The sequence below is a fragment of the Sphingomonas corticis genome (assembly GCF_012035195.1).
In the GTDB taxonomy this organism is placed as follows: domain Bacteria; phylum Pseudomonadota; class Alphaproteobacteria; order Sphingomonadales; family Sphingomonadaceae; genus Sphingomonas; species Sphingomonas corticis.
Genome location: NZ_JAAVJH010000002.1, coordinates 74,517 through 99,832, shown reverse-complemented (window position 1 = coordinate 99,832; position 25,316 = coordinate 74,517). Strand labels below are relative to the sequence as shown.

The 25,316-nt window shown below is 70.9% G+C and carries 30 protein-coding genes; 18 read left to right on the top strand and 12 right to left on the bottom strand.

All coding sequences use genetic code 11. The features are described from left to right. The first annotated feature begins 18 nt into the window (after positions 1-18). Positions 19-714 carry a dienelactone hydrolase family protein gene (locus tag HBH26_RS03190; RefSeq protein WP_168133162.1) on the top strand — a complete coding sequence of 232 codons (696 nt, stop codon included), beginning with the start codon at positions 19-21 and terminating at the stop codon, positions 712-714. 13 nt (positions 715-727) lie between these two features. Here HBH26_RS03190 and HBH26_RS03185 read toward each other — a convergent pair whose 3' ends face one another. Both HBH26_RS03185 and HBH26_RS03180 read right to left on the bottom strand, forming a co-directional pair. After that, on the bottom strand, positions 728-871 hold the full coding sequence (locus tag HBH26_RS03185) for a hypothetical protein (protein WP_168133161.1): 144 nt from the start codon (positions 869-871) through the stop codon (positions 728-730). A 91-nt stretch (positions 872-962) separates the two neighbouring features. Continuing rightward, a complete protein-coding gene (locus HBH26_RS03180; RefSeq protein WP_168133160.1) occupies positions 963-3,290 on the bottom strand; it encodes an FtsK/SpoIIIE family DNA translocase in 2,328 nt (775 codons plus the stop codon). Between the two features lie 220 nt (positions 3,291-3,510). On the opposite strand from HBH26_RS03180, the gene HBH26_RS03175 reads away from it, so the two are divergent. The 3 genes from HBH26_RS03175 to HBH26_RS03165 are packed head-to-tail and all read left to right on the top strand — an operon-like array spanning position 3,511 to position 5,838. Further along, positions 3,511-4,728 (top strand): UbiH/UbiF/VisC/COQ6 family ubiquinone biosynthesis hydroxylase, encoded by a 1,218-nt coding sequence (locus tag HBH26_RS03175; protein WP_168133159.1) that lies wholly within the window; start codon positions 3,511-3,513, stop codon positions 4,726-4,728. Then, positions 4,725-5,126, top strand: coding sequence for a hypothetical protein (locus HBH26_RS03170; protein ID WP_168133158.1), 402 nt, complete (start codon positions 4,725-4,727; stop codon positions 5,124-5,126). Before HBH26_RS03175 ends, HBH26_RS03170 begins: the two co-directional genes overlap by 4 nt. 4 nt (positions 5,127-5,130) lie before the next feature. Further along, complete coding sequence (locus HBH26_RS03165; protein WP_168133157.1) at positions 5,131-5,838, top strand: aspartate/glutamate racemase family protein; 708 nt, start codon at positions 5,131-5,133, stop codon at positions 5,836-5,838. On the opposite strand, the gene pdeM is transcribed toward HBH26_RS03165, so the two are convergent. The 8 genes from pdeM to hemE form a co-directional block, all read right to left on the bottom strand. Then, on the bottom strand, positions 5,816-6,478 hold the full coding sequence (gene pdeM / locus HBH26_RS03160) for a ligase-associated DNA damage response endonuclease PdeM (protein WP_168133156.1): 663 nt from the start codon (positions 6,476-6,478) through the stop codon (positions 5,816-5,818). The two genes, HBH26_RS03165 and pdeM, sit on opposite strands and share 23 nt — an antisense overlap. 66 nt (positions 6,479-6,544) lie before the next feature. After that, the gene (ribA, locus tag HBH26_RS03155; RefSeq protein ID WP_168133482.1) at positions 6,545-7,567 is read right to left on the bottom strand and encodes a GTP cyclohydrolase II; all 1,023 of its coding nucleotides are present in this window, start codon (positions 7,565-7,567) and stop codon (positions 6,545-6,547) included. 32 nt (positions 7,568-7,599) lie between these two features. Further along, positions 7,600-8,382: an exodeoxyribonuclease III gene (locus HBH26_RS03150; protein WP_168133155.1), complete on the bottom strand. Its 783-nt coding sequence runs from the start codon at positions 8,380-8,382 to the stop codon at positions 7,600-7,602. Positions 8,383-8,815: 433 nt separating this feature from the next. Then, positions 8,816-9,439 (bottom strand): LolA family protein, encoded by a 624-nt coding sequence (locus tag HBH26_RS03145; protein WP_168133154.1) that lies wholly within the window; start codon positions 9,437-9,439, stop codon positions 8,816-8,818. A gap of 55 nt (positions 9,440-9,494) precedes the next feature. Beyond that, the gene (locus HBH26_RS03140) at positions 9,495-10,214 is read right to left on the bottom strand and encodes a TerC family protein (RefSeq protein ID WP_209308303.1); all 720 of its coding nucleotides are present in this window, start codon (positions 10,212-10,214) and stop codon (positions 9,495-9,497) included. 253 nt (positions 10,215-10,467) lie between these two features. Beyond that, positions 10,468-11,724 carry a transcription termination factor Rho gene (rho, locus tag HBH26_RS03135; RefSeq protein WP_168133153.1) on the bottom strand — a complete coding sequence of 419 codons (1,257 nt, stop codon included), beginning with the start codon at positions 11,722-11,724 and terminating at the stop codon, positions 10,468-10,470. 165 nt (positions 11,725-11,889) lie between these two features. Next, positions 11,890-12,345, bottom strand: coding sequence for a CopD family protein (locus HBH26_RS03130; protein WP_168133480.1), 456 nt, complete (start codon positions 12,343-12,345; stop codon positions 11,890-11,892). A gap of 179 nt (positions 12,346-12,524) precedes the next feature. After that, positions 12,525-13,565 (bottom strand): uroporphyrinogen decarboxylase, encoded by a 1,041-nt coding sequence (gene hemE, locus HBH26_RS03125; protein WP_168133479.1) that lies wholly within the window; start codon positions 13,563-13,565, stop codon positions 12,525-12,527. Between the two features lie 291 nt (positions 13,566-13,856). On the opposite strand from hemE, the gene HBH26_RS03120 reads away from it, so the two are divergent. From HBH26_RS03120 to HBH26_RS03070, 11 genes are all read left to right on the top strand, one after another. Continuing rightward, entirely contained in the window at positions 13,857-14,687 is an 831-nt protein-coding gene (locus tag HBH26_RS03120) for a pyruvate, water dikinase regulatory protein (protein ID WP_168133152.1), read from the top strand. Further along, positions 14,684-15,277 carry a Maf family protein gene (locus HBH26_RS03115; RefSeq protein ID WP_168133151.1) on the top strand — a complete coding sequence of 198 codons (594 nt, stop codon included), beginning with the start codon at positions 14,684-14,686 and terminating at the stop codon, positions 15,275-15,277. The genes HBH26_RS03120 and HBH26_RS03115 overlap by 4 nt, the downstream gene beginning before the upstream one ends. 115 nt (positions 15,278-15,392) lie before the next feature. Continuing rightward, positions 15,393-16,199, top strand: a complete 807-nt coding sequence (locus HBH26_RS03110; RefSeq protein ID WP_168133150.1) for a shikimate dehydrogenase family protein — start codon at positions 15,393-15,395, stop codon at positions 16,197-16,199. Then, a complete protein-coding gene (gene coaE, locus HBH26_RS03105; RefSeq protein ID WP_168133149.1) occupies positions 16,196-16,789 on the top strand; it encodes a dephospho-CoA kinase in 594 nt (197 codons plus the stop codon). Before HBH26_RS03110 ends, coaE begins: the two co-directional genes overlap by 4 nt. Before the next feature lie 11 nt (positions 16,790-16,800). Then, the gene (gene dnaQ / locus HBH26_RS03100) at positions 16,801-17,514 is read left to right on the top strand and encodes a DNA polymerase III subunit epsilon (protein ID WP_168133148.1); all 714 of its coding nucleotides are present in this window, start codon (positions 16,801-16,803) and stop codon (positions 17,512-17,514) included. A 28-nt stretch (positions 17,515-17,542) separates the two neighbouring features. Continuing rightward, positions 17,543-18,133, top strand: coding sequence for a ribosome hibernation-promoting factor, HPF/YfiA family (gene hpf / locus HBH26_RS03095; protein WP_168133478.1), 591 nt, complete (start codon positions 17,543-17,545; stop codon positions 18,131-18,133). 13 nt (positions 18,134-18,146) lie between these two features. Further along, complete coding sequence (locus tag HBH26_RS03090; protein WP_168133147.1) at positions 18,147-18,623, top strand: PTS sugar transporter subunit IIA; 477 nt, start codon at positions 18,147-18,149, stop codon at positions 18,621-18,623. Then, the gene (locus HBH26_RS03085; protein ID WP_168133146.1) at positions 18,613-19,065 is read left to right on the top strand and encodes a PaaI family thioesterase; all 453 of its coding nucleotides are present in this window, start codon (positions 18,613-18,615) and stop codon (positions 19,063-19,065) included. Before HBH26_RS03090 ends, HBH26_RS03085 begins: the two co-directional genes overlap by 11 nt. Beyond that, entirely contained in the window at positions 19,062-19,412 is a 351-nt protein-coding gene (locus tag HBH26_RS03080) for a DUF1491 family protein (protein WP_168133145.1), read from the top strand. Before HBH26_RS03085 ends, HBH26_RS03080 begins: the two co-directional genes overlap by 4 nt. Before the next feature lie 166 nt (positions 19,413-19,578). Beyond that, entirely contained in the window at positions 19,579-20,217 is a 639-nt protein-coding gene (locus tag HBH26_RS03075; protein ID WP_239024540.1) for a cell wall hydrolase, read from the top strand. A 40-nt stretch (positions 20,218-20,257) separates the two neighbouring features. Then, positions 20,258-20,749 carry an MmcB family DNA repair protein gene (locus tag HBH26_RS03070; protein WP_168133144.1) on the top strand — a complete coding sequence of 164 codons (492 nt, stop codon included), beginning with the start codon at positions 20,258-20,260 and terminating at the stop codon, positions 20,747-20,749. Positions 20,750-20,804: 55 nt separating this feature from the next. Here HBH26_RS03070 and HBH26_RS03065 read toward each other — a convergent pair whose 3' ends face one another. Then, positions 20,805-21,392, bottom strand: coding sequence for an ankyrin repeat domain-containing protein (locus tag HBH26_RS03065; protein ID WP_168133143.1), 588 nt, complete (start codon positions 21,390-21,392; stop codon positions 20,805-20,807). Between the two features lie 60 nt (positions 21,393-21,452). Here HBH26_RS03065 and HBH26_RS03060 point away from each other — a divergent pair, with 60 nt between their 5' ends. From HBH26_RS03060 to HBH26_RS03050, 3 genes are read left to right on the top strand one after another with little or no spacing between them, the layout of a single operon-like run. After that, entirely contained in the window at positions 21,453-22,031 is a 579-nt protein-coding gene (locus tag HBH26_RS03060) for an SCO family protein (protein WP_168133142.1), read from the top strand. Next, on the top strand, positions 22,019-22,474 hold the full coding sequence (locus HBH26_RS03055; RefSeq protein ID WP_168133141.1) for a YcgN family cysteine cluster protein: 456 nt from the start codon (positions 22,019-22,021) through the stop codon (positions 22,472-22,474). The genes HBH26_RS03060 and HBH26_RS03055 overlap by 13 nt, the downstream gene beginning before the upstream one ends. Next, positions 22,471-23,148, top strand: coding sequence for a YgjP-like metallopeptidase domain-containing protein (locus tag HBH26_RS03050; RefSeq protein ID WP_168133140.1), 678 nt, complete (start codon positions 22,471-22,473; stop codon positions 23,146-23,148). Before HBH26_RS03055 ends, HBH26_RS03050 begins: the two co-directional genes overlap by 4 nt. Here the strand turns inward: HBH26_RS03050 and HBH26_RS03045 are convergent. After that, positions 23,121-25,286, bottom strand: a complete 2,166-nt coding sequence (locus tag HBH26_RS03045; RefSeq protein WP_168133139.1) for a transglycosylase domain-containing protein — start codon at positions 25,284-25,286, stop codon at positions 23,121-23,123. The genes HBH26_RS03050 and HBH26_RS03045 overlap by 28 nt on opposite strands. Positions 25,287-25,316 lie beyond the last annotated feature (30 nt).

Genomic DNA, 25,316 nt, shown 5'->3' with positions numbered 1-25,316 from the left:
ACGGCCGGGAGGATCGAGATGGCGACAATGGTGACCGTGCCCACGGCGGACGACACGACGATGCCGGCCTACCGCGCCGACCCCGCGGACACGCCACGCGCGGCGATCGTCGTGATCCAGGAGATCTTCGGCGTGAACGCAGGCATCCGCTCCAAGTGCGACGCGCTGGCGGCGGCAGGCTATCTCGCCATCGCGCCCGACCTGTTCTTTCGCCTGCAACCGGGGATCGAACTCGATCCGGACGTACCCGAACAGCTCCAGCAAGGGCTGGAATGGATGGGCCGTTTCGACCAGGACCAGGGCATCCGCGACATCGAGGCGGCGATCCGCTTCGCACGCGCCGCGGTCGGCGGGGGCAAGGTCGGCGCGGTCGGCTACTGCCTGGGCGGACGGCTCGCGTACATGACCGCGGCGCGGACCGACGTGGATGCCAGCGTGGGCTATTACGCGGTCGGCATCGACGGCCTGCTCGGCGAGAAACACGCCATCGCGCATCCGCTGTTGCTGCACGTCGCGGGCGACGACGGCTTCGTCGACAAGGCGACGCAGGCCGCGATGCACGCCGGGCTGGACGATCATCCCAAGGTGACGCTGCACGATTACCCGGGCGAGGATCACGGCTTCGCGACCCAGTTCGGCGACCGCCGCTCGGAAGATGCGGCGCGCCTCGCGGACGAACGGACCGCCGCCTTCTTCCGCGATCACCTCCGCTGAGCGGCGCGGCGGCTCAGCCCGTCATCATCGCGCCGATGCCGATCACCGCGCCCGCGACGATGCGGGCGAGGAACAAGGCGGCGATCAGCGTCGCCAGCAACAGGGCGACACCAATCATGTCCTCGCCATGTGAGATCGTGAAGGGTTCTTTGGTCATGGTCCATCCTCTCCGCCGAGCCAGGACCTGACCATCTTTGCGGGAAGGTTCCCGGCAAGCTTTTGAAATATAGGGGTGATGCCAGGCAAGATCAAGTCGGGTTGCCATCCTGGTCGCGCAGCACCTCACGCCGGCCGACATGATCGGGCCGGCTGACGATGCCGTCCTTCTCCATCCGCTCGATCAATCGCGCCGCGGAATTGTAGCCGATGCGCAACTGCCGCTGAACCCAGGAGGTCGAGGCCTTCTGGCTGTTGCACACCAGCGCGATGGCGGCGCGATACTGCTGGTCCTCGGCCGAATCCTCGCCGATCGGCGCGCCTTCCAGCGCGAAGCTCTCTTCCGGCTCCTCGGTGACGCTGGAGATATAGTCGGGCTGTCCCTGCGCACGCCAATGGTCCGTCACGGCGCGCACCTCGTCGTCGCTGACGAAGGGGCCGTGGACGCGCACGATCCCCTTGCCGCCCGGCATGTAGAGCATGTCGCCCTTGCCCAGCAGCTGCTCGGCGCCCTGCTCGCCCAGGATCGTGCGCGAATCGATCTTCGAGGTGACGTGGAAGCTGATGCGCGTCGGCAGGTTTGCCTTGATGACACCGGTGATGACGTCCACCGACGGCCGCTGCGTCGCCATGATGAGGTGGATGCCCGCGGCCCGCGCCTTCTGCGCCAGTCGCTGGATCAGGAATTCCACCTCCTTGCCCGCGGTCATCATCAGGTCGGCCAGCTCGTCGACGATCACGACGATCTGCGGCAGCACGTCGTAGTCGAGCTGCTCCTCCTCGTGGATCGGGCGGCCGTGCTCGTCCCAGCCGGTCTGCACCTTGCGGCCCAGCGGCGTGCCCTTGGCCTTGGCGGCGCGCACCTTGTCGTTGAAGCTGGCCAGGCTGCGCACGCCCACCGACGACATCTGCCGGTAGCGGTCCTCCATCGTCTCCACCGCCCATTTCAGCGCGCGCACCGCCTTGGCCGGATCGGTGACCACGGGGGAGAGGAGGTGCGGGATGTCGTCGTACATCGACAGTTCCAGCATCTTCGGATCGATCATGATCATGCGGCACTGGTCCGGCGTCAGCCGGTAGAGCAGCGACAGGATCATGCAGTTGAGGCCCACCGACTTGCCCGATCCGGTGGTTCCGGCGACCAGCAGGTGCGGCATGGGCGCGAGATCGGTGATGACCGGATCCCCCGCGATGTTCTTGCCCAGGATGATCGGCAGCTGCGCGACATGGTCGTCGAACGACTGCGACCCGACCAGTTCGTGCAGCGAGACCGACTCGCGCTTGGTGTTGGGCAGCTCGATGCCGATCACGGTGCGGCCGGGAATCGTCGCGACGCGCGCGGAGATGGCGGACATGTTGCGCGCGATGTCGTCCGCCAGCGCGACGACGCGATTGGCCTTGATGCCGGGCGCGGGCTCCAGCTCGTACATCGTCACGACCGGGCCGGGACGAACCTCGGTGATCTGTCCCTGCACCTTGAAGTCGTCGAGCACGGTTTCCAGCAGCCGCGCGTTGCGCTCCAGCGATGCCTTGTCGATCGGCCCGCCGGACGAGGGCGGGGCGGGGACCAGCAGGTCCAGCCCCGGCAGCGTGTAGCTGTCGCGCAGGTCCAGCTGCTGCTGCGGGCGCGCCTTGGCGGGGGAGGGGGCGACGGTGCGGTCGCCGATGACCGGCGGGGGTCGATGGTCGGGCTGTGCCTGCGGGCGCGGTACCGGCCGCCGGGTCAGCAGCAGCGGCTCGCGCTCCTCGTCCTCGTCCCCGCCGAAATCGTCGCCGTAATCGTCGTCGTCCAGGCCCGCGCGATCCCGCGCCGCCAGCCGCGGCAGCCGCGCCCGCGGCGTCCAGCGCGCGAAGTCGATCTCCAGGCTGCGTCCCCACACGACGGCCCCGGCGATCCCGGCGACGAAGCCCAGCGCCACCAGTCCCCACCACACCAAAACGGCGTTGTCGGCCAGGCCCAGCAGCCAGCGCGCGCCTGCGACCGCGCCCAGGCCCACCGCGCCGCCCCACCCGAACGGCAGCGCCGGCACCGCGCCGGGTGCGACGCAGCCGAGCGCGATCGCCATCAGCGACACGCCGAGCAGCGCGACGCGCAGCATCCGGCCCCACTCGCCCGCGGGCTGGTCGCGCCAAAGCCGGAGGGCGACGATCGGTGCCACCGGCAGCAGCAGCGCCACCGCCGGCCCGAACACGGTGAGCGCCAGGTCGGCGAACCACGCCCCGGGTGCGCCGATCAGATTGCCCGTCACGCCGCCCGACGCGGTGTTGAAGGCGGCATCCCCCGCGCGATAGCTGGCCAGCGCCAGCGCCATCGCCGCGGTCGCGGCGAACAGCGCGATGGCGACCACCATCGCGCCGCTGCGCTTCACCCCCGCCTTCACCGTCTCGCGCCACATCGACGCGTCCGCCCGGCTTGCCATGTCTCGACGTCCCCATGGGCCGGCGACACGCGCGCGGCCGGAAATCCCCAGTGGATAAATCCCATGCCGGGGAGTCTGCCGTCAAGCCGTCGGCATCGAAGGCGGACGCGGCGTGGCACATCCGCAACGAGACGGGGCGGCCAATCAAGAGTGTTCACGGGGGCTCGGAAGAATGGCCGCCGACGTTGGCACGGCCGCGCGCGCAGGATAGAGCGGGCTTATGGCTCATGCGGACGTCCTCATCCTCGGCGGCGGGCTGGTCGGAGCGTCGCTCGCGACCGCGCTCGACCGGTCGGGCCTCTCCTCCATCGTCGTCGATCCCGCCGATCCCGCGGTCACGCTCGCCGCGGGGTTCGACGGCCGCGCCTCCGCGGTCGCGAGCGCCAGCCACCGGATGCTCGACGCGATCGGCGTCGGTGCCGCGCTGGCGGGGAAGGGGTGCGCGATCCGGCAGATCCGCGTCAGCGACGGCCTGGGCCCCGGCAAGCTCGACTTCACGCCCGCGCCGGAGGACGACGCGCTCGGCACGATGTACGAGAACCGCCTGCTGCGCACCGTCCTGTTCGAGGCGGCGAGCACGGCGGCGCGGGTCGACCTGCGCATGAAGACGCGTGCGCTCCACGTCGAGCGCGACCTGGACGGCGTGCGCGCCGAGCTGTCCGACGGCACCCATGTCACCGCCGACCTGCTGGTGGCCGCGGAGGGTCGCCGCTCGCCCACGCGCGAGGCCGCGGGGATCCCCGTCGCGCGCTGGCAGTACGATCACAGCGCCATCATCGGTGCCTTCCACCACGAGCGCAGCCACGAGAACGTGGCGTACGAGATCTTCTATCCCTCCGGCCCGTTCGCGCTGCTGCCGCTGCCAGACGACGACGGCGGCCACCGCTGCGCGATCGTGTGGACCGTCGCGGCGAAGCACGAGGCGGCCATGCTGAAGCTGGGCGACCGCGCCTTCCTGGCCGAGGCGGAAGCGCGCATGGGCGGCTTCCTCGGCCGGCTCTCCGCGCCCAGCGCGCGCGCTTCCTACCCGCTCGGCTTCCACCACGCCGCGCGGATCGTCGACACCCGGCTCGCGCTGATCGGCGACGCGGCGCACGGCATCCATCCGATCGCGGGGCAGGGGCTGAACCTCGGCTTCCGCGACGTCGCGGCGCTGGCGCAGGTGCTGGTGGAGGGCCGCCGGCTGGGGCTGGAGGCGGGCGACGCGCAGCTGCTCGCCCGTTACGAGCGCTGGCGCAGCCTCGACACCTTCATGGTCGCCGCCGCCACCGACACGCTGACGCGGCTGTTCGGCCTGCCCGGCCGCTCGGCGAGTGCGGTACGCCGCGTCGGCATCTCCGCGGTCGATCGCCTGCCGCCCCTGAAGGACCGCTTCATGGCGGAGGCACGCGGCGAATCGGGCACGCTGCCCAGGCTGCTGATGGGCCTGACGGTGTGATCCTGCTCGCGCTCGCGGGCGCAACGGTGGTCGCCCGCTTTCCCGAACCGTCGCCTGCCGACGGCATGGTGGCGGAGTTGCTGCGTCGCCCCGCGGGCGAGTCGCCGGAGCGGACCGCCGCGGCGCTGGTCGCCGCCAGCGGGCTGGTGCCGTGGCAGGGCCGCGACCCCGCGCCGTTGCTGCGCGGCGGCCTGGCGGTGCGCACCCGCCACGCCGCCGACGGACGCGAGATCGCGGTCTTCTACCTGCCCGGCGCGGCCGATCCGCCCGTCGTGTGCCGCATCCGCCGCGACCGCGGCGGGGCGAGCGCGCGACACTATCGCGCCGTCCGCTGGTGCGCGGCGCGGCTCGGCATCACGCTCCCCGCCGTCCCGCCCGCACCCGTCGCGGAGAACTGAGTGGATGCGAACGATCGGCCTGATCGGCGGCATGAGCTGGGAAAGCAGCGCGCTCTACTATCGCCTCGTCAACGAGGGCGTGCGCGACGCGCTCGGGGGGCAACATTCGGCGCGGCTGGTGATGGTCTCGCTTGATTTCGCCGACATCGCCCGGCTCCAGCACGTCGGCGACTGGCCCGCACTGGAACGGGAGATGGTCGCCGCGGCGCGCACGCTGGAGCGTGCGGGCGCGCAGGCGATCGTGCTGTGCACCAACACGATGCACCTGCTGGCCCCGGCGATGGAGGAGGCGACGGCGATCCCGCTGCTGCACATCGCCGATGCCGCGGGCGAAGCGCTCGCGGCGGCGGGCATCGTCCACGCGGGCCTGCTCGGCACCGCCTTCACCATGGAACAGGCATTCTATCGCGACCGGCTGGCGTCGCGCTGGGGCATCGAGACGATCGTGCCGGACGCGGCCGATCGCCTCACCGTTCACCGCATCATCTACGACGAGCTGGTCCGCGGCGTCGTGACCGACGCTTCGCGCCTCGCCTATCGAGACGTCATGGCGCGGCTGGTGGCGCGGGGTTCGGGCGGAATCGTGCTCGGCTGCACGGAGATCGGCCTGCTGGTCGATGCCGGCGATGCGGCGGTGCCGCTGTTCGACACCACCCCGCTCCACGCGGCGGCGGCGGTGCGCTTCGCGCTCACGCCGCCAACGGGAACCTGAGCAGCCGGTCCGCCACCGCCACCAGCGCCTCCGCCGGTGCCCCCGCGGCGCGCACGATCGCCGGGTGCGTGGCGTCCAGTCCGCCGGTCAGCGCGCCGAACGCCGGAAAGATCAGCTTGCGCCCGGTCGCGACGAAGCAGCGCCGCGACACCAGCTTGCCGCGCACGCGCACGCGCAGCTTGGGATGGAAATGGCCGGACATCTCCGCGCGCTCCTCGCCCGCCATCGCCTCGTGGCGAAGCACGATGCCGTCCACCACCGCCTCCTCCGCCACCTCGCCGCCGCAGCGGTCGACGTAGACGCGGTCGTGGTTGCCGGTGATCCATGTCCAGCGCAGCGCCCCCGTCAGTCCGGTCAGCAGGTCGCGCGCCCGTTCCGGCAGGCGCGCGCAGCCCGCCGGGTCGTGGAAGCTGTCCCCCAGGCACCACATCTCCCGAGCGCCCGTCGCGGCGACCAGCGCGGCGACGTCGGCCAGCGTGGCGATCGAATCATACGGCGGCAGCATCTGCCCGCCGCGCGCGAACCAGCTCGCCTTTTCCAGGTGCAGGTCGGCCAGCAGCAGCGCGCGCCGCGCGGGCCAGAACAGCGCCCCCTGCGGCATCGCCGCGAACTCGTGACCACCGAACGAAAGGGGAACCATCCCCGCGCCATGCCGCATGAGCGCCGCCGATTCAACCGTGCGCGCGGGGCAAGTCGCGCCGCGCAACTACAGTTGGTGCCCGGTCCGGTCGCGCTTCGTCGCCAGATAGCGGGCGTTGTGCGGGTTGGCGGGCAGCGCGTGCGGCACCCGCTCCACCACGCGCACCCCTGCCGCCTCCAGCCCCGCGACCTTGGCGGGGTTGTTCGTCAGCAGCCGCACCCGCTCCTGTCCCAGCAGCACCAGCATCCGCGCCGCCACGCCGAAATCGCGCGCGTCGATCGCGAAGCCCAGCCGCGTATTCGCGTCGACCGTGTCGAATCCCTGATCCTGCAGCGCATAGGCGCGCAGCTTGTTGACCAGGCCGATGCCGCGCCCCTCCTGCCGCAGGTACAGCAGGATGCCCCAACCCGCCCGCCGGATCGCGGCGATGGCGGCGTCCAGCTGCGGTCCGCAATCGCATTTCAGGCTGCCGAGCACGTCGCCGGTCAGGCACTCGCTGTGCAGCCGCACCAGCGGCGCGGTGCCGTCGGGCTGGCCGATCAGCAGCGCGATGTGCTCGTCCGCGCTCTCCGGCGAGCGGAACGCGACGATCTCCGCATCCTCCGCCTGCGCCACCGGCAGCCGCGCGCGCACCGCAATGGCCAGCCGCGCCGCATCCTCGTGCGCGTCCACGTCGGCGGCATCCAGCGTCACCGCCGGGTCGGTCCCGCCCACGACGAAGGCGGGCAGCAGCCCCGCGATCCGGGCGAGCCGCAGCGCCGCCGCCATCGCCCGCGGCTGCGCCGGCTCCAGTGTGCGGAACGGTCCCTTCAGCGGGGTGGCGAGGTCCAGCTGCGGATCGGCCAGCGCGGTCGCCAGCGCCATGTCGAACCAGGGCGCCTTCTCGACGACCACGGGCGCGTCGGGATCGGCGGCGGCGCGCTGGTTGGTCAGCTTCAGCGTCTCCGCCCGCCCGCTGGAGATCAGCAGCGCATAGTCGCCGCCGGGTGCGAAGGTGGCGAGCCGCCCCTCGTCGGCCGTCTCGATCGCCAGCAGCGTCAGCAGCGCCTCGCCCGGCGCGCGGATCGCCACGGGCCAGCCGCGCCGCATCGCGTCGATCGCGCGGGCGGCGTCGCGCGCGCTCACCAGTCGAACTCGGTCATGATCGGCACGTGGTCGGACGGCTTCAGCCAGCTGCGGCAGCTCTCGAACACCGTATGCGCCACCGCCGTCTTCGCCACGTCGCCGGTCGCCCACTGATGATCCAGCCGCCGCCCGCGGTCGTTCTTCGTCCAATCGGGCGAGCGATAGCTCCACCACGTGTGCAGCCGTGCCGGCGCGGGGTGGAAGTGGCGGCCCAGGTCCACCCAGTCGTTCGACGCCTTCAACCGGTCCAGCGCCTCCACCTCGAACGGCGTGTGGCTCACCACCTTCAGCAGCGCCTTGTGGCTCCACACGTCGCTGGGCAGCGGCGCGATGTTGAAGTCGCCGACCAGGATCGTCGGGCACGACAGCGCTTGCGACCAGCGCGTCATCCGCTCGACGAAATCCAGCTTCTGCCCGAACTTCGGGTTCACGTCGCGATCGGGCACGTCGCCGCCGGCGGGAACGTAGACGTTCTCCAGCCGAACGCCGCCCGGCAACCGCACGCCGATGTGCCGCGCCTCCCGGTTCGCCTGCCAGTCGAGCCGGTCGTCCTCCTCCACCGGCACCCGGCTGACGATCGCCACGCCGTGGTGCATCCGCTGCCCGTGGAGCAGGACGTGCTCGTAGCCCAGGTCTCGGAAGGCGCCGAGCGGAAAGTCCGCGTCGATCACCTTCGTCTCCTGCAGGCACAGCACGTCGGGTGCCGCCTCGCGCAGGAAGCGCTCGACGATGTCGAGGCGGAAGCGAACGGAGTTGATGTTCCACGAGGCGATCTTCATCAAGGTCCGCGTAGAACGCCACGTGCAACGGGACAACCGTCACGCTCCCGTTCGTGCCGCGCCTGTCGAAGCACCGACTTTGTTGGCCGCCTGTCCCCAACCACCGTCCGGGGTGAGCGAAGTCGAAGCCCAAGCGGGGTGGCGCCGCGGCGGAGCCGCGTCGTCGGACGGTTCGCTCCGCGACCCGCCGGCCGCGCTTGGGCGAGTCTGCGCGCTGCTTCGCCACGCGCAGCCGCCCTGCGCGAAAAGGCCCCCGCTCCGGGGGCAAGGAGCGAGGGCCGACCTGACGTTCGTCACGCAGGCGGGGCGTGGGTGCTGCCGAAGGCAACAGGGGGAAATCCTCGATCAGCCCCTCACGTCCGCAGCACCGCTTCTACGCAGCGAAGCCTGTCGCCAACATGAACGATCGCGCTCTGGATCGTTCATGTTGGCGTCATCCCGCGCGTCCCTGCCTCCGCGGGTCGTTCCAGCGGAACGTTCCGTCGCTCACGGGCGCGTTGAAGCGCTGGTTGGCCAGCCGGATCGTCGTGCGATTCCCCTGGCTGTCCAGCGCCACCCAGCCTTGCAGCATCAACCCCGCCGGTGCCGACCCGCTCTTGGCCATCACCAGCGTGATGCGACCGTATTCGGGATGCTTGGGGTCGTACGCCTCGACCGACAGGACGTTCGGATTGACCGAGGGCACCACCTTGGCGTAGCGCGAGATGTCGCGATTGGGATCGAGCAGCACGCCCAGCGGCGAGTTGCCGATCGGCCAGCGCTGCACCTGCTTCACCGAATAGTCGACGAAGGTCAGCGCCTTGCCGTCGCCCACGATCAGCAGCGGCACACCCTTCTGATATTGGAAGCGGATCTTGCCCGGCTTCTTCAGCGTCAGCGTGCCCGTCAGCACCCGGCCGTTGCGGTCGGTCTGCGTGAACTCGGCGGTCATCGTTTCCGTCTGCGCCAGGTGCCGCTGCACCTGCACCAGCTCGCCCGCGGGCGCCTGCGCCACCGCGGGCGCGGCAAGCAGGGCGACGGCGGTGGCGAGCGGAAGGATCGGGTTCACGTTTCTCATCTCCACGGCGATGCGGCAGCCGCGTTGAACGCGCCGTGAACCCGGCCGATCCGCCTCAGCCGAACAGCGAGGCCAGCCCGATCGTCCCCTCGCCGCCGACCCAGCCCTCGTAGATCATGCGGAACGCGACGAAGACGATCACGGCGAGGCCGATATAGGCGATCCAGCGGTAGCGATCGATGATCCGCGCGATGAAGTTCGCGGCCAGCCCCATCAGCGCGACGGAGAGCAGCAGACCGACGACGAGGATGCCGGGATGCTCGCGCGCCGCACCGGCCACGGCAAGGACGTTGTCGAGGCTCATCGACACGTCGGCCACCGCCACTGCCCAGGCCGCGCCGGCGAAGCTCTTCGCCGGCTTCAGACCCGATGTCTCCTCCCCGTCCACCGCGTCGGCGGCGTGCCCGCCGCTGCGGATCTCGCGCCAGAATTTCCAGCTCACCCACAGCAGCAAGAGCCCGCCGGCGAAAATCAGGCCGACGATCCCCATCAGCCAGGTGACGATCAGCGCGAAGGCGATGCGCAGCACCAGCGCCGCGCCGATACCGATCAGGATCACCTTCCGGCGCTGGTCCGACGGCAGTCCCGCGGCAAGCGCGCCGACGACGATCGCATTGTCGCCTGCCAGCACCAGGTCGATCATCAGCACCGACCCGAAGGTCGCGAGCGCCCTGGGATCGGTGATGTTCGAGAAGTCGGCGACGATATGCTGCCAGATGTCGCCCAGCGACCCGGGACCCTGCGCGGCAGCGGCGGAAAGAAGCTCGATCAGCATGACGCGCGCCCTAACGCGCGAAGGGGGCGGGGGGAAGCATCACCGCGGTCGCCCTCACCCTTCCGGCGCTTCGCGCCTCCCTCCCTCTCCCGATGGGAGAGGGAAGGGGCCCGGCGCAGCCGGTGGGAAGGGTGAGGGCGGCTGTCTGGTAGCGCGCCGCGGCGAAGCCGCGTCGTCGGACGGGTTCGGCGTTGCCGACCCGCCGCCCGAGCCGGCCCGACTCCCGCGCCAGCATGGCGCGGGCCGGGCTCGTCTACTGGTTCATGCTCGCGAAGAAGTCCTCGTTGGTCTTCGAATCCTTCATCTTGCCCAGCAGGAATTCCATCGCGTCGACGGTGCCCATCTGCATCAGGATGCGGCGCAGCACCCACATCTTCGACAATTTGTCCTTCTCGACCAGCAGCTCTTCCTTGCGCGTGCCCGACTTGGACACGTCGATCGCCGGGAAGATGCGCTTGTCGGAAACCTTGCGGTCCAGCACGATCTCGGCGTTGCCGGTGCCCTTGAACTCCTCGAAGATCACCTCGTCCATGCGGCTGCCGGTGTCGATCAGCGAGGTGGAGATGATGGTCAGCGACCCGCCCTCCTCGATGTTGCGCGCCGCGCCGAAGAAGCGCTTGGGCCGCTGCAGCGCGTTGGCGTCGACGCCGCCGGTCAGCACCTTGCCCGACGAGGGCACCACCGTATTGTAGGCGCGGCCCAGGCGAGTGATGTTGTCGAGCAGGATCACCACGTCCTTCTTGTGCTCGACCAGCCGCTTGGCCTTCTCGATCACCATCTCCGCCACCTGCACGTGGCGCGTCGCCGGCTCGTCGAAGGTCGACGACACGACCTCGCCGTTCACCGTGCGCTGCATGTCGGTGACTTCCTCGGGCCGCTCGTCGATCAGCAGGACCAGCAGGAATACCTCGGGATGGTTGTGCGAAATCGCGCGCGCGATGTTCTGCATCATGATCGTCTTGCCGACGCGCGGCGGCGCCACGATCAGGCAGCGCTGTCCCTTGCCCAGCGGCGCGACCACGTCCAGCACGCGGCCCGACTTGTCCTTGATCGTCGGGTCCTCGATCTCCAGCTTCAGCCGCTCGTCGGGATAGAGCGGCGTCAGATTGTCGAAGTTGACGCGGTGGCGAACCCGCTCGGGTTCCTCGAAATTGACCTGGGTCAGCTTGGTCAGCGCGAAGTAGCGCTCGCCGTCCTTGGGCCCGCGGATCTCGCCTTCCACCGTGTCGCCGGTGCGCAGCGCGTGTTTGCGCACCTGATTGGGGCTGACGTAGATGTCGTCCGGCCCGGCCAGGTAATTGGCCTGCGCCGATCGCAGGAAGCCGAAGCCGTCGGGCAGCACCTCGATCGTGCCCTCACCCATGATCTGCTCGCCGTTGTCCGCCTGGACGCGCAGGATGGCGAACATCAGGTCCTGCTTGCGCAGCGTGGAGGCGCCCTCGACGCCCAGTTCCTCGGCCAGCTGGACGAGCTCGGCAGGTGCCTTCTTCTTCAGGTCTTTCAGGTGCATGGACGGTATCCGGATCGCGCGGAACCCCGCGCCTGTCGTAAGGGGAGTAGCTCGGTCGGCGAAGAGGACGCTCGAAGGACGAAGCTGGAGGAGGCGGCAGGCCGCGAGAACCGCGGCGTCACCGTGCCACCGACGTAGGATTCGCCCGGCGCTTCGTCAAGCCGGTCAGAACGGCCGCACGATCACCAGCACCACCGCCAGCACCGCGGCCAGCGCGGGCACCTCGTTCAGCATCCGCAGCGTCCGGTTGGCGACGCTCGCGCGCCCCGCCGCCAGCTTCCTCGCATAGCCGACCGCCCAGCCGTGATAGCCCGACAGCAGGAACACGACGAGGATCTTCGCGTGGAGCCAGCCGAGCCCCGGCGTCCCGTCGGCGATCCCCGCGTTCAGCGCCAGCGCGATGCCCAGCAGCCACACGATCACCATCGCCGGCGTCAGGATGATGCGCCGCAGCTTCGTCTCGCGATCCACCCAGCGCGCCGCCTCGACCGGGTCGGACAGGCGCTCCTGATGATAGACGAGGTAGCGCGGCAGCATGAACAGCCCCGCCATCCAGAAGATGACGAAGATGACGTGCGCCGCCTTGATCCACAGATACGTCGCGCCCAGGAAACCGATCATGTCCACCGTCCGACCATCCCCGTTCGTGCTCAGCCCCCGATCGTGCTGAGCGAAGTCGAAGCACAGCCACCCGCGCCTTGCCTGCGACTTCGCTCAGGCCCGACGAAGGTGCCGCTGGTATAGGGCTCGACCCCTAGCGAGGGAGACGCGGTCTCGACAAGCTCGCGCCGACGGGAACGTCAACCCCGCACCCGCGCCAGCAGCCGCTCGACGTGTGCGATCGGCGTGTGCTGGCCGATGCCGTGGCCCAGGTTGAAGACGTGCGGCCGCTCGCCGAACGCCGCCAGCACGCGGTCGATCCCGCGGTCCAGCGCCTCGCCCCCGGTCAGCAGCGCCAGCGGGTCGAGATTGCCCTGCACCGGCATCCCCGCGGGCAGCACCGCGTGCGCCCAGGCGGGGTCCACCGTCTCGTCCAGCCCGATCGCGTCCGGCGCCACGCCCGCGGCATAGGCGGGCAGCTTGCCCCCCGCGCCCTTGGGAAAGCCGATGATCGGCGTGCCCGGATGCCGCGCGCGCACGCCCTCGACGATGGCGCGGTTGGGCGCGATCACCCAGCGGTCGAACTGCTCGGGCGATAGGCTGCCGGCCCAACTGTCGAACAATTGCACCGCCTCCACCCCCGCGGCGATCTGCGCGGACAGGTACTCGATCGTCATCGCGACGATGGCGCCGACGATCACGCCGAAGGCGGCGGGATCGGCATAGGCGTAGCGGCGCGTCGCCTCCTGGTCGCGGCTGCCCTGGCCCGCCACCATGTACGTCGCCACGGTCCAGGGCGACCCCGCGAAGCCGAGGAAGGTGGTGTCCGCCGGCAGCATCCCGGCGACGCGCGCGACGGTGGCGTAGACGGGGTCGAGCCGCGCCGGCACCCGGTCCAGCGCCGCCAGCGCGTGATCGGCCAGCGCGGGCGCCAGCCGCGGCCCCTCGCCCGCGCCGAACGTCAGATCCTGCCCCAGCGCCCAGGGCACCATCAGGATGTCGCTGAACAGGATCGCCCCGTCGAAGCCGAAGCGGCGGATCGGCTGTACCGTCACCTCCGCCGCCGCGACGGGATCGGTGGCGAGCGCCAGAAAGCCCCCCTTCTCCGCCCGCAGCGCGCGATACTCGGGCAGGTAGCGCCCGGCCTGGCGCATCAGCCACACCGGCGGCCTCGCCTGGCGCTGTCCGTGCAGCGTCGCGAGAAGGGGCTTGGTCACGGGCAGGGCGCCCCGCTCTTCCATCATTAAGAGAATCTTTAAGAGGGTTGTTGATGCGGTTGGCGCGTGGAGGCCGGGGATTAGGCGTCCGTCCCGCAAATGCCAACAGCTTGACCGCGGCGGGGCGGCGGCCCGCCGCGGATTCGATTCGAACGTCCACGTTTTGCACAGGCTGTGCAGGAACGCAGGGACCGTGGACGGGATTGTGGATGGATCGTCGTTGATCCACCGCCGGCCCCCGCGCTTGGCGGCGCGGCGGCGTTGCGCTAGCGCTCGTCCCCATGTTGTCCACAGATCGGTCCCGCTGAGCCGCTCATGCACCGGCTCCACCTGCATCTGCTGTCCGATTCCACCGGCGAGACGCTGGAGAACATCGCCAAGGCGGCGCTGGCACAATATGACGACGTGGAGACGGTGCGCCATTTCTGGCCGATGGTGCGGACCGAGGCGCACCTTGATCGCATCTGCCAGGAGATCGCGCAGAACCCCGGCCTCGTCATCTTCACGCTGGTGAACCCTGTGACGCGTGCCGCGCTGGAGAAGCGGTGCCGCGCGCTTGGCCTGCCCACGGTCGCGCCGCTCGATCCCGTCAACGACGCGCTGTCGGCGCTGCTGGGGCAGACGGCGAAGGCGCGTCCGGGACGACAGCACGTGCTGGACGCCGCCTATTTCGCGCGCGTGGACGCGATCCAGTTCACCATCGCGCACGACGACGGCATCGCGTGGGAGGAGTGGGAGGAGGCGGACATCGTGCTGGCCGGGGTCAGCCGCTCGTCGAAGACGCCGACCTCCATCTACCTCGCCAATCGCGGGTTCAAGACGGCGAACATCCCGATCGTGGTGGAAAGCCCGCCGCCCGACCTGCTCTACCGGTTGAAGAATCCGCTGGTCGTGGGCCTCACCACCAGTGCCGACCGACTGATCCAGGTGCGCCGAAACCGCCTGCTCTCGCTCAATCAGGCACCGGAGACCGACTATGTCGATCAGGACGCGGTGGTGCGCGAGATCGCCTTCGCGCGGCGCATGTTCGCCGACAACGGCTGGCCGGTGATCGACGTCACCCGGCGCTCGATCGAGGAGACCGCCGCCGCGGTGATCGGCCTCGTCAACGAACGCCGCGGCAAGCCGACGGTGGAGGCGGAATGAGCGCTCTGGTCCTCGCCTCGCAATCCGCCTCGCGCGTGGCGATGCTTTCCGCCGCGGGCGTGCCCTTCGTCGCGGAGCCGGCCCATGCCGACGAGGCCGCGCTGAAGGCCGCGATGGCGGGCGCGCCCCCGCGCGACCTGGCCGACGCGCTGGCCGAGCTGAAGGCGCTGAAGGTGTCGGCGCGTCATCCCCAGGCGCTGGTGCTCGGATCGGACAGCCTCGCCGTGCTCAACGACGGCACGATCCTCGACAAGCCGACCAGCCGGGAGGAAGCGCGCGAGCATCTGTCGCGCATGTCGGGCAAGCGCCACGACCTCGTCAGCGCCGCGGTGATCGCGCAAGGGGGCCGCCCGGTGTGGCGCGTCGTCGACAAGGCGAAGATGTTCGTCCGCCCGCTCTCTCCCGACTTTATCGAACGCTATCTCGACGCCGAATGGCCCGCGATCTCTGGCTGCGTCGGCTGCTACCGGATCGAGGGGCCGGGCGCGCAATTGTTCAGCCGCATCGACGGCAGCCAGTTCACCGTGCTGGGCATGCCGCTGCTGCCGGTCCTTTCCTTTCTGCGAGAGCGGGGGGTCTTGGCGGCATGACCGCGCGAAAGACCCGTCATGCCGGGCTCGTCCCGGCATCCAGTGCGGCAAGCGCCGGTGTTCGTGGCTCGGGACCCCGGCACGAGGCCGGGGTGACGGACGGGAAGCCGAGCGCATGACCTACGCCGAAGTGATCGGCGATCCGATCGCCCATTCCAAATCGCCGCTGATCCACGGCTTCTGGCTCGATGCGCTCGGCATCGCGGCGGACTATCGCGCCACCCATGTCGTGCCGGAGGAACTCGGCGCCTTCGTCGCCCGCCGCCGCGACGATCCGGACTGGCGCGGCTGCAACGTCACGCTGCCGCACAAGCTGGCGGTGCTCGACCACGTGCCCGATCCCGGCGACGTGCGCGGCTCGATCGGCGCGGCCAACACCGTGTTCCGCGGGCAGGACGGGGGATTGGTCGCGACCAACACCGACGCCGCCGGCTTCCTGGCGCCGATCGCGGGGCTGGACCTCGCCGGCGCGCACGTCGCCGTCGTCGGTGCGGGAGGCGCGGCGCGCGCGGTGCTGTTCGCACTCGAGAAGGCGGGCGTGGGGCGGGTGACGCTGCTGAACCGCTCGCCACTGAAGGCCGCGGGGCTGCTGGCGACCTTCGGACTGAAGGGCGACGTCGTCCCGCTCGACTCGCCGCTGCCCCCCGCCGCGCTGCTGGTGAACGCCTCGTCGCTCGGCATGACGGGCCAGCCCCCGCTCGCGCCGGACCTGACGCCACTCCCCGAGGACGCGATCGTCTACGATATCGTCTACGCGCCGCTGGAAACGCCGCTACTCGCCGCCGCGCGGGCGCGCGCGCTGGACACGGTGGACGGGCTGGAGATGCTGATCGGCCAGGCCGCGCTCGCCTTCGAGCTGTTTTTCGGCGCCGCCCCGCCGCGCGACCGCGACGAGGAACTGCGCGCGCGGCTGCTCGCATGATAAAGCTGGGCCTCACCGGCTCGATCGGCATGGGCAAGTCCACCGTCGCCCGCCTGTTCGCAGAGGAAGGCGTGCCCGTCTTCGATGCCGATGCCGAGGTGCACCGGCTTCAGGGCCCCGCCGGCAAGCTGGTCGCCGCGATCGAGGCGCGCTTTCCCGGCACCACCGGCGAGGCGGGGGTGAACCGCACCGCGCTGGCCGAGGCGGTGCTGGGCGACGACGCCGCGATGAAGGCGCTCGAGGCGATCGTCCATCCCGCGGTCCAGGCGGAGCGCGCCGGCTTCCTCGCCGCCCACGCCGACGCGCCGCTCGTCGTCTTCGACATCCCTCTCCTGTTCGAGACCGGGGGCGAGCGCGGCGTCGACAAGGTGGCGGTCGTCTCGGCCGCGGCCGACGTTCAGCGCGCCCGCACGCTCGCGCGCCCGGGCATGACCGCGGCGAAGCTGGACGCCATCCTCGCGCGACAGACCCCGGACGCGCAGAAGCGCGCGCGCGCCGACGTCGTCATCCCCACCGACGTGCCGGTGGAGGAGACGCGCGCCCACGTCCGCCGCCTCGTATCTTGCCTCGCGCCCAAGGAAGGCCGATAACCCCGCGGACCATGCGCGAGATCGTCTTCGACACCGAAACCACAGGGCTGAGCTTCGCCGGCGGCGACCGGATGGTGGAGATCGGGTGCGTCGAGCTGGTGAACCGGTGCGAGACCGGGAACACCTTTCACGCCTATTTCAATCCCGAGCGGACGATGCCGCCGGAGGCGTTCGCGGTCCACGGGCTGGGCGACGCCTTCCTGTCCGACAAGCCGGTGTTCTCCGCCGGGGTGCCCGCGCTGCTCGACTTCATCGGCGATGCGCCGCTGATCGCGCACAATGCCGGCTTCGACTTCTCCTTCCTCAACGGCGAGCTGGAGCGGTGCGGCCATCCCCTGGTGTGCCGCACGCGCATGGTCGACACCCTGCAGATCGCGCGCGCGAAGCATCCCGGCGCGAAGCACACGCTGGACGCGCTCTGCTCGCGCTACGGCGTCGATCGCTCGCACCGCGTGCTGCACGGCGCGCTGCTCGACGCGCAATTGCTGGCGCAGGTCTATGTCGAGCTGAACGGCGGGCGGCAGATCGGGCTGGGGCTGGTGGCGGAGACGATCGTCGTCGCCGCGCCCACGCTCGCCGCGGCGCCGGTCGCCGCAGTGGCGCGTCCGCCCCGCCGCTTTTCGCCGAGCGCGGAGGAACTGGCGGCCCATGCGGCGTTTCTGAAGGGGGTGAAGGAGCCCTTGTGGCGATCGGGGGAGTTGGCGGGGGCCGCGGCGTCCGGTTGACGCCGAGCGATTTGATGGAGAACAGATGATGGATATCCGGGTCTCAGGTCACCAGGTGGCCATCGGCGACGCGCTGAAGGACCATGTCGAGGACCGTCTCCAGGGTATCGCCGACAAGTATTTCGCGCGCGCCATCTCGAACGAGGTGACCTTCGGCAAGGGGCCGCATGATGCCGGCTTCACCTGCGACATCGTCGCCCACGTCACCCGCGGGCTGATCCTGAAGGGCAGCCACGCCGCGCATGACGCGCACCTCGCCTTCGACGGCGCGGCAGGCAAGATCGAGAAGCAACTGCGCCGCTACGTCCGCCGTTTGAACGATCGCCACGCCGCGCACGTCGCTGCGGGCGAAGAGCAGGAACGCATCGGCTACGACAATGCCGGCTACACGCTCTTCGCCGAGGCGGTGGACGAGGAGGAGGCGGGCGACGCGCCGCTGGTCATCGCGGAGACGCGCGTCGACGTGCCCGACGCCAGCGTGTCCGACGCGGTGATGATGCTGGACCTGCGCAACACCCAGGCGCTGCTGTTCAAGAACGCGGGCACCGGCGCCTACAACATGGTCTATCGCCGCGGCGACGGCACGATCGGCTGGGTCGAGCCGCAGCGCGCCGGATAAGCCGCCCCGCGCGATGAGCACCGACCTCAGCGACCTCGTGTCGCCCGACCTCGTCGTCGTGGGGCTGCCCGCAACGACGAAGAAGGCGCTGTTCCAGCAACTGGGCTCGCTCGCCGCCGCGGCGACGAGCCCGGCGCCGGACGCGCGCGCGGTCGCCGAGGCGCTGGCCGCGCGGGAGAAGCAGGGATCGACCGGGTTCGGCGCGGGGATCGCGTTGCCCCACGCGCGGCTTCCCGGCCTGCCGCGGATCGTCGCCATGGTGGCGCGACTGGCGCAGCCGATCGACATGGGCGCGGTGGACGACCAGCCGGTGGACGTGATCGTGGCGCTGCTGTCGCCGCCCGACGCGGGGGCCGCGCACCTGAAGGCGCTGGCACGGGTGGCACGCCGCTTCCGCGATCCGCGCTTCGTCGCGAAGGTGCGCGGCGCCGGCTCGCGCGACGCGGTCTACGCGCTGCTGACCGCGGACGAGACGCGCGATGCCGCCTGAGGGCGCCGCGGCGCATTATCGCGCGCTGGAATCGCTCTATGCCGCCGCGCCGATCAACCGCCTGTTCGATTCGCGGCTGGAAATCCCGGCCGCGGGCAGCAGCCGCATCCACTTCACCATCGATGCGCGCCACTTCCACGCCGCCGGCGCGGCGCACGGCACCAGCTACTTCAAGATGCTGGACGACGCGGCCTTCTACGCCGCGAACAGCCTCGTCACCGACCGGTTCCTGCTGACGACGCAGTTCAGCCTGCTGCTCACCCGCCCGCTCGGCGAGGGGCCGGTCGTGGCGGAAGGGCGGTGGATCAGCGGGCAGCGCCGCGTGTTCGTGGCGGAAGCGCGGCTGGTGGACGCGACCGGAGAGGAGGTGGCGCGCGGCACCGGCACGTTCATGCGCTCGCGCATCCCGCTCGCCACGCTCGACGGCTATCGCGCGGCGTGAGCGCGCGACTGCCGAGCCATCTCGCCGTCGCGGCGCTGATCCGCCGCGCCAACGACGCGGGCGGCTTCGGCGCGCTGCGCGCTTCGGGCGACCCGCAGACGGGTGCGATCCTCGTCCTGCTGGACGAGCGCGAAAGCTTCGGGCCGGGCCGGATGCGCGCCATCGAGCGCATCCGCACCCTCGACGACCGGGACGAATGGATCGCCGCCGGCCCCACCGACGCGACCGATTCGGCCATGGACGATTACTGGCGTGCCCGCCGCGCGCGCGATCCGGACCTGTACGTCGTCGAACTGTGCGTCGCAGCGGGCGAACGATTCGTCGCTGAAACGATTGGCGGTGATTGACCGTTAACCGGCGGCGGGACAGACGCGCGGCATCGAAGTTCGCGTTGTGCCGCGACGGGGTGCGATCCCCGCGGTGACGCAGTCGGGGGGGACAAGGCCGGTCGATGCCCTGGATGGGGCGGTCAGGCGATCGGATCGCGTTCCAACTGCACATTGTTGACGATGAATGCCGCTGTTGACGCGCGCCGCCCGCTGGGTGGCGATGTCCTTTGCCACGCTGGGAATCGCTGCGCAGAGCGCCGCGAGCCTCGCTCAGGGCCCCTCTACGGTGCCCGTCAGCGCTCACCCGCTGAATGAACTTGCCACTACCGGCGAAGTTCCCTCCTTCTCCGTCTCCGACGACAGCGTGCCCGACGTCGAGCTTCAGGCTCCGGATGCACGCGCCGGCGACGTCACCGTCTATCCCACGCTGGCGGCCGCCGTCGCGGCGCAGGACGTGGACGGCGCGCACGACCAGGCGCTGCGCTGCCTCGCCGGTGCGATCTACTTCGAGTCCCGCGGCGAGCCGCTCGCCGGGCAGCTGGGCGTGGCGCAGGTCATCCTCAACCGCGCCGCCTCCGGTCGGTTCGCCGACAACGTCTGCGACGTCATCACCCAGCCGGGTCAGTTCGGCTTCGTGCGCGGCGGCCGCATCCCGGACGTCCCTCAGAACGCCAACTGGCGCCGCGCCATCGCGGTGGCGAAGGTGGCGCTGGCCGACGCGTGGGACGGCGCGGCGGACAAGGCGCTGTTCTTCAACACCAGCCGCCCCGTGGGCGCGAAGGTGAAGGTCGCGGCGATCGGCAACCACCTGTTCTATCGCTGAACCCTTTCCAAGGTTCGTGAAATGTTCTAATCGGGCGGCGATGCTCTCGCCGCCCGTTTCCTGTTCGGACCCGCGCACCGACGCGCTCTGCGCCGCCGACGTGTGCCGCGGCGTCACGCGGATGCTGCTGCGCCACGAACTGACCGCCATCGCGGAAGTGCCGCTGGACGGGGGGCGCCGCGCCGACCTGATGGCGCTCGATGCGCGCGGGCAGGTGGTGATCGTGGAGATCAAGGTGTCGCGCGCGGACCTGCTGGGCGACGGCAAGTGGCAGGATTACCTCGCGCATTGCGACCGCTTCTACTGGGCGGTGCCCGCGGGCTTCGACGCCTCGCCGATCGACGGCCCCGCCTTCCTGCCCGAGCGCACCGGCCTGATCGTCGCCGACCGCTACGACGCGGCGATCCTGCGCGAGGCGCGCACCGATCCGCTGCCCGCCCCGGCGCGAAAGCGTGTCACCCTCGCCTTCGCCCGCCGCGCCGCGCGCCGCCTGATCGGCCTTCACGATCCGGACGCGGTGCAGGCCGGCTGACCGGTCCCGGCCTGTGGCTTCGGATGCCGGGACGAGTCCGGCATGACGGGGAAGCCTACAGCCGCGGCCCCGACACCGCCGCGCGGGTCTTCTTCGGCGTCTCCGCCAGCACCTTCGCGATCGCGCCCGATCGCGTGTCGGCGGTGGCGTAGCTGCGCGCGGTGGTGCCGTTATAGTCGGTCTGATCGGGATCGCCGCCCGCCGCCAGCACCGCGCGCACCAGCGTCAGGTCGCGGCGCTGCACCGCGCGCAGCAGCGGCGTCTCGCCCATCTTGTTGCCCAGGTTCGCATTCGCGCGCTTCTTCGCCAGGATCTCGATCGCGTCGATGTGGCCGCCCTCCACCGCCAGCATCATCGCGGTGTTCCCCTGCGCGTCCCGCATGTTGGCGTCCGCCCCGCGCGACAGGAGGTAGTTGAGGTAGGTCGTGTCGCCCCGCTTCGCGACGATGTGCAGCGCCCCCTCGCCCGTTGAGATGTCGCGTGTGTTGATGATCGTCTGTCCCGGCTGGTCCAGGATCGAGATCACCGTATTCCCGTCGGCCTTGCGCACCGCTTCCAGGAACTTGTAGCTCTGCGACTGCTGCTGCGCGGCCGCCGGTGCGGCGAGGAGGAGCAGCGGGACGAGGGCAAGGCGCAGGCGCATAGGCGGGAAGATTCCAGAAGGTTGCGGATCGCGCTATAACCGACCAAATCTGCCCCCGCCATGAACATGCGATGGATTCCCGTCGCGGCGGCGCTGCTCGGCGCCGCCGCCTGCTCCAGCGAGCCTGCCGAGGCGCCGCCGCTGCGGGGTGCGCGCATCGGCGGGCCGATCGCGCTGACCGACCAGAACGGGCGCGCCTTCACCGACCGGCAGCTCGCCGGCCGCTACCGCATCATGTACTTCGGCTACACCTTCTGTCCCGACGTCTGCCCCACCGACGTGCAGACCATCTCGCTGGCGATGAGGCTGCTGGAGGATCGCGATCCCGCGCTGGCGGCGCGGATCACCCCCGTGTTCGTCTCGGTCGATCCCGCGCGCGACACGCCCGCGGTGCTGAAGCAGTTCGCCGCCAATTTCCACCCGCGCCTCGTCGCGCTGACCGGCAGCGCGGCGGACATCGCGCGCACGGCGAAGGAATTCGGCATCTATTACGCCCGCGGGCAGGGGACGAAGCAGGGCTACCTCGTCGACCACAGCCGGCAAATCTACCTGATGGACACAGACGGCAAGCCGCTGGCGCTGCTGCCCGAGGGCGCGCCGGGCGCGATGGCGGACGAGATCGTCAAATGGGCGCACTGAGAGGCTCCCCGGGGACGGGTAGATTCTGGGAAGCGCCGCTGGCGACGCTCGACCGCGCGCAGTGGGAGGCGCTGTGCGACGGCTGCGGCAAATGCTGCCTGCACAAGCTGGAGGACGAGGAGACGGGCGAGCTGATCGCCACCAACGTCGCCTGCCGCCTGCTCGACCGGCGCAGCGGGCAATGCTCCAACTACCGGCACCGCCGCGCCTTCGTCAGCGAGTGCGTGCGGCTGACGAGCGACAACGTCGACCGGATCGACTGGCTGCCCTCCACCTGCGCCTATCGTCTGCGCGCGGCGGGGGAGCCGCTGCCGGACTGGCATTATCTGGTCAGCGGCGATCGCGACGCGGTGCACCGCGCCGGGCAGTCGGTGCGCGGCTGGACGATCAGCGAGGACGATGCCGGCGACCTCGAGCACCACATGGTCGACCGCGAGCTGTGAGCGGCGACTTCGACGTGGTGCGCCATCCGCGCGCGCGTCGCACCAAGCTGAGCTTCGATCCGCTCACCGGCCGCGCGCGGCTGACGCTGCCGCCGCGCGCCTCGCTCGACCGCGCGATGGCCTGGGCGCGCGGGCAGGCGGCGTGGGTGGAGCGGCAGCGCTCGGTGCTGCCGGAGGCGCGGCCGTTCGTTCCCGGCGCGACGCTGCCGTTCGACGGCGCGACGCTGACGATCCGCTGGCAGGAAGGCGCGCCCCGCGCGGTGCGACGCGAGGGCGACGCGCTGTTTCTCGGCGGCCCGCTCGACACCGTCGCGCGACGCGTCGAGGCGTGGCTGCGGCGGCAGGCGCTGGCGCTGCTGGAGGCGGACACCGCCGTCTACGCCGCGCGCGCCGGCGTGACGGTCAGCGCGGTGGCGGTCGGCGATCCGCGCGGCCGCTGGGGCAGCTGCGCGCACGACGGCGCGATCCGCTACAGCTGGCGGCTCGCCATGGCCCCGCCCGAGGTGCGCCGCGCCACCGCCGCGCACGAGGTGGCGCACCGCGTGCACATGAACCACTCCCCCGCCTTCCACGCGCTCGTCGCACGGCTGTACGAGGCCGATCCCGCGCCCGCGCGACGCTGGCTGCGCGCGCACGGCGCGGCGCTTCACTGGTACGGGCGCTCGCCCTCGTAGCGCGGCGGCAGGGTGCGCTCGCGCGGGGCGGCGCGCGATGGCTCGCGCGGCACGTCGCGGCGCGGCGAGTCGCGGCCGGTGACGCGATCGAGCCAGTCCTGGTCCAGCCGCGGATCGTCACCGCCCCCACTTGTGCCGTCGCGCTGGCGCGGCGGGGGCGGAACGCCATCGTCCTCCTGCGGCAGCGGCACGGCGCGGTCGTCCGGCACCGCCGGGGGTGCCGGCTCGCGATCCACCGCATAGCCGTCCTCGTCGACGAAGGTGCGGTTGTCGGGCGCGCCGAAATAGCTCTCCTCGTCAGGCTCCAGCTGCCACTCGGGCAGCGTCACCTGCGTCTCGAACGGCTCGATCGGCCGCTTGGCGACGGCGCGGGTCATGAACGCGGCGAAGGCGCGCGCGGGCGCGGTGCCGCCGTGCAGCCCCGCGATCGGCCGCGCATTGTCGCGCCCCATCCACACGCCGGTGGTGAGGCCGGAGGAGAAGCCGAGGAACCAGCCGTCCTTCGAACTGCTGGTCGTGCCCGTCTTTCCCGCCACCGGCCGCCCGATCTGCGCCGCGCGGCCGGTGCCGGTGTTGACCGCGGTCTGCAACAGGTCGGTCATCTGCGCCGCGACATACGGGGCCACCAGCACGCGGTTGCGGTCCACCTCGTGCGTGTAGATCGTCTCGCCCTCGCTGCTGACGCGCGTGATGCCGAACGGCGTCACCGCCACGCCCTTGTTGGCGACGCTGGCGAAGGCGCGGGTCAGGTCGATCAGCCGCACTTCCGACGTGCCCAGCACCATCGAGGGGTGCGTGTTGACCGGCGTGGTGATGCCGAAGCGGCGCGCCATGTCGGCGATCGTGGCGAACCCCACCTGCTGGCCCAGCTTCGCCGCGACGGTGTTGAGCGAATAGGCGAAGGCGGTGCGGAGCGTCACTTCGCCCGAATTGCGGCGCGAATCGTTGCGCGGGGACCAGCCGTCGATCGTGACGGGCTCGTCGATCTCCTTGTCCTCCGGTGTTTTCCCCGCCTCCAGCGCGGCGAGGTAGACGAACAGCTTGAACGCCGATCCCGGTTGGCGCACCGCGGTGGTGGCGCGGTTGTAGTTGGAGCTGACATAGTCGGTCCCGCCCACCATCGCGCGCACCGCGCCGTCGCGGTCGATCGCCACCAGCGCACCCTGCGCGCCGCCGGGCACGTTGGCGCGCACCGCGGCGTCGGCGTCGCGCTGCATCCCCGGGTCCAGCGTGGTCCACACCTCCAGCGGCTTCACCGTCTCGTCGATCAGCAGCTCCAGCTGCGGCAGCGCCCAATCGGTGAAGTAGCGCACGCTGTTCTGCCGTGCGGGCGGGGCGAGCTTCACCGCGTCGGCGTCCGCGCCGTCGGCCTGGGCCTGCGTGATGAAGCCGTTGCGCACCATCTGTGCCAGCACCACCCCGGCGCGGCCCTTGGCGGCCTCGGCATCGGCGGTCGGCGAGTAGTTGGACGGCGCCTTGACCAGGCCCGCGATCACCGCCGCCTCCGACAGGCTCAGGTCGTCGGCGCCGTGGCCGAAGAACTTCCGGCTGGCCGCGTCGATGCCATAGGCGCCGCCGCCGTAATACACCTTGTTCAGGTAGAGCTCGAGCACCTGGTCCTTGCTGAACTTGCGCTCCAGCGCCAGCGCCAGGATCCACTCGCGGAACTTGCGGCCGAACTTCTTCTGGTTGTTCAGGAAGACGTTGCGCGCCAGCTGCTGCGTGATGGTCGACCCGCCCTGCACCCAGCGCCCGCGCTCGTAGCGGACCATCACGGATCGGGTGATGCCGATCGGGTCGACGCCCAGGTGGCTGCGGAAGCGGCGATCCTCCACCGCGATGGTCGCGTCGCGCATCACCCGCGGAATGCGGTCGTAGCTCAGCCACTCGCCGTAGCTCGGCCCCAGCGACACCAGCACCGTGCCGTCCGCGGCGTGGACGCGGATCATCTGCCCGTTGGGGGAGGACTTCAGGTCCTCGAAGCTCGGCAACTGCGCCCGCGCGACGTAGACCGCGGTGACGAGCGCGCCCAGGGCGAGCACCGCCAGCACCAGCAACAGCTTGAGCGCGAAGCCGAAACGGCGGCGCCAGGGAGACCTGGCGGTCGGCTTGCGGGCGGAGGTCTTGCGGGCGGCCATGGCTTAGCCTCTGGCGAATAGAGGCTTAGG

Coding starts and splice junctions, on each gene's coding strand:
- dnaQ (WP_168133148.1), top strand. CDS start 16,801: ATGCGCGAGATCGTCTTCGACACCGAAACCACAGGGCTGAGCTTCGCC.
- coaE (WP_168133149.1), top strand. CDS start 16,196: ATGATAAAGCTGGGCCTCACCGGCTCGATCGGCATGGGCAAGTCCACC.
- HBH26_RS03045 (WP_168133139.1), bottom strand. CDS start 25,286: ATGGCCGCCCGCAAGACCTCCGCCCGCAAGCCGACCGCCAGGTCTCCC.
- rho (WP_168133153.1), bottom strand. CDS start 11,724: ATGCACCTGAAAGACCTGAAGAAGAAGGCACCTGCCGAGCTCGTCCAG.
- HBH26_RS03075 (WP_239024540.1), top strand. CDS start 19,579: ATGCCGCTGTTGACGCGCGCCGCCCGCTGGGTGGCGATGTCCTTTGCC.
- HBH26_RS03175 (WP_168133159.1), top strand. CDS start 3,511: ATGGCTCATGCGGACGTCCTCATCCTCGGCGGCGGGCTGGTCGGAGCG.
- HBH26_RS03070 (WP_168133144.1), top strand. CDS start 20,258: ATGCTCTCGCCGCCCGTTTCCTGTTCGGACCCGCGCACCGACGCGCTC.
- HBH26_RS03065 (WP_168133143.1), bottom strand. CDS start 21,392: ATGCGCCTGCGCCTTGCCCTCGTCCCGCTGCTCCTCCTCGCCGCACCG.
- HBH26_RS03180 (WP_168133160.1), bottom strand. CDS start 3,290: ATGGCAAGCCGGGCGGACGCGTCGATGTGGCGCGAGACGGTGAAGGCG.
- pdeM (WP_168133156.1), bottom strand. CDS start 6,478: ATGGTTCCCCTTTCGTTCGGTGGTCACGAGTTCGCGGCGATGCCGCAG.
- HBH26_RS03060 (WP_168133142.1), top strand. CDS start 21,453: ATGAACATGCGATGGATTCCCGTCGCGGCGGCGCTGCTCGGCGCCGCC.
- HBH26_RS03150 (WP_168133155.1), bottom strand. CDS start 8,382: ATGAAGATCGCCTCGTGGAACATCAACTCCGTTCGCTTCCGCCTCGAC.
- ribA (WP_168133482.1), bottom strand. CDS start 7,567: ATGCGGCGCGGCTGGCCCGTGGCGATCCGCGCGCCGGGCGAGGCGCTG.
- HBH26_RS03190 (WP_168133162.1), top strand. CDS start 19: ATGGCGACAATGGTGACCGTGCCCACGGCGGACGACACGACGATGCCG.
- HBH26_RS03185 (WP_168133161.1), bottom strand. CDS start 871: ATGACCAAAGAACCCTTCACGATCTCACATGGCGAGGACATGATTGGT.
- HBH26_RS03165 (WP_168133157.1), top strand. CDS start 5,131: ATGCGAACGATCGGCCTGATCGGCGGCATGAGCTGGGAAAGCAGCGCG.
- HBH26_RS03090 (WP_168133147.1), top strand. CDS start 18,147: ATGAGCACCGACCTCAGCGACCTCGTGTCGCCCGACCTCGTCGTCGTG.
- HBH26_RS03140 (WP_209308303.1), bottom strand. CDS start 10,214: ATGCTGATCGAGCTTCTTTCCGCCGCTGCCGCGCAGGGTCCCGGGTCG.
- HBH26_RS03120 (WP_168133152.1), top strand. CDS start 13,857: ATGCACCGGCTCCACCTGCATCTGCTGTCCGATTCCACCGGCGAGACG.
- HBH26_RS03115 (WP_168133151.1), top strand. CDS start 14,684: ATGAGCGCTCTGGTCCTCGCCTCGCAATCCGCCTCGCGCGTGGCGATG.
- HBH26_RS03055 (WP_168133141.1), top strand. CDS start 22,019: ATGGGCGCACTGAGAGGCTCCCCGGGGACGGGTAGATTCTGGGAAGCG.
- HBH26_RS03130 (WP_168133480.1), bottom strand. CDS start 12,345: ATGATCGGTTTCCTGGGCGCGACGTATCTGTGGATCAAGGCGGCGCAC.
- hpf (WP_168133478.1), top strand. CDS start 17,543: ATGGATATCCGGGTCTCAGGTCACCAGGTGGCCATCGGCGACGCGCTG.
- HBH26_RS03145 (WP_168133154.1), bottom strand. CDS start 9,439: ATGAGAAACGTGAACCCGATCCTTCCGCTCGCCACCGCCGTCGCCCTG.
- HBH26_RS03085 (WP_168133146.1), top strand. CDS start 18,613: ATGCCGCCTGAGGGCGCCGCGGCGCATTATCGCGCGCTGGAATCGCTC.
- hemE (WP_168133479.1), bottom strand. CDS start 13,565: ATGGAAGAGCGGGGCGCCCTGCCCGTGACCAAGCCCCTTCTCGCGACG.
- HBH26_RS03110 (WP_168133150.1), top strand. CDS start 15,393: ATGACCTACGCCGAAGTGATCGGCGATCCGATCGCCCATTCCAAATCG.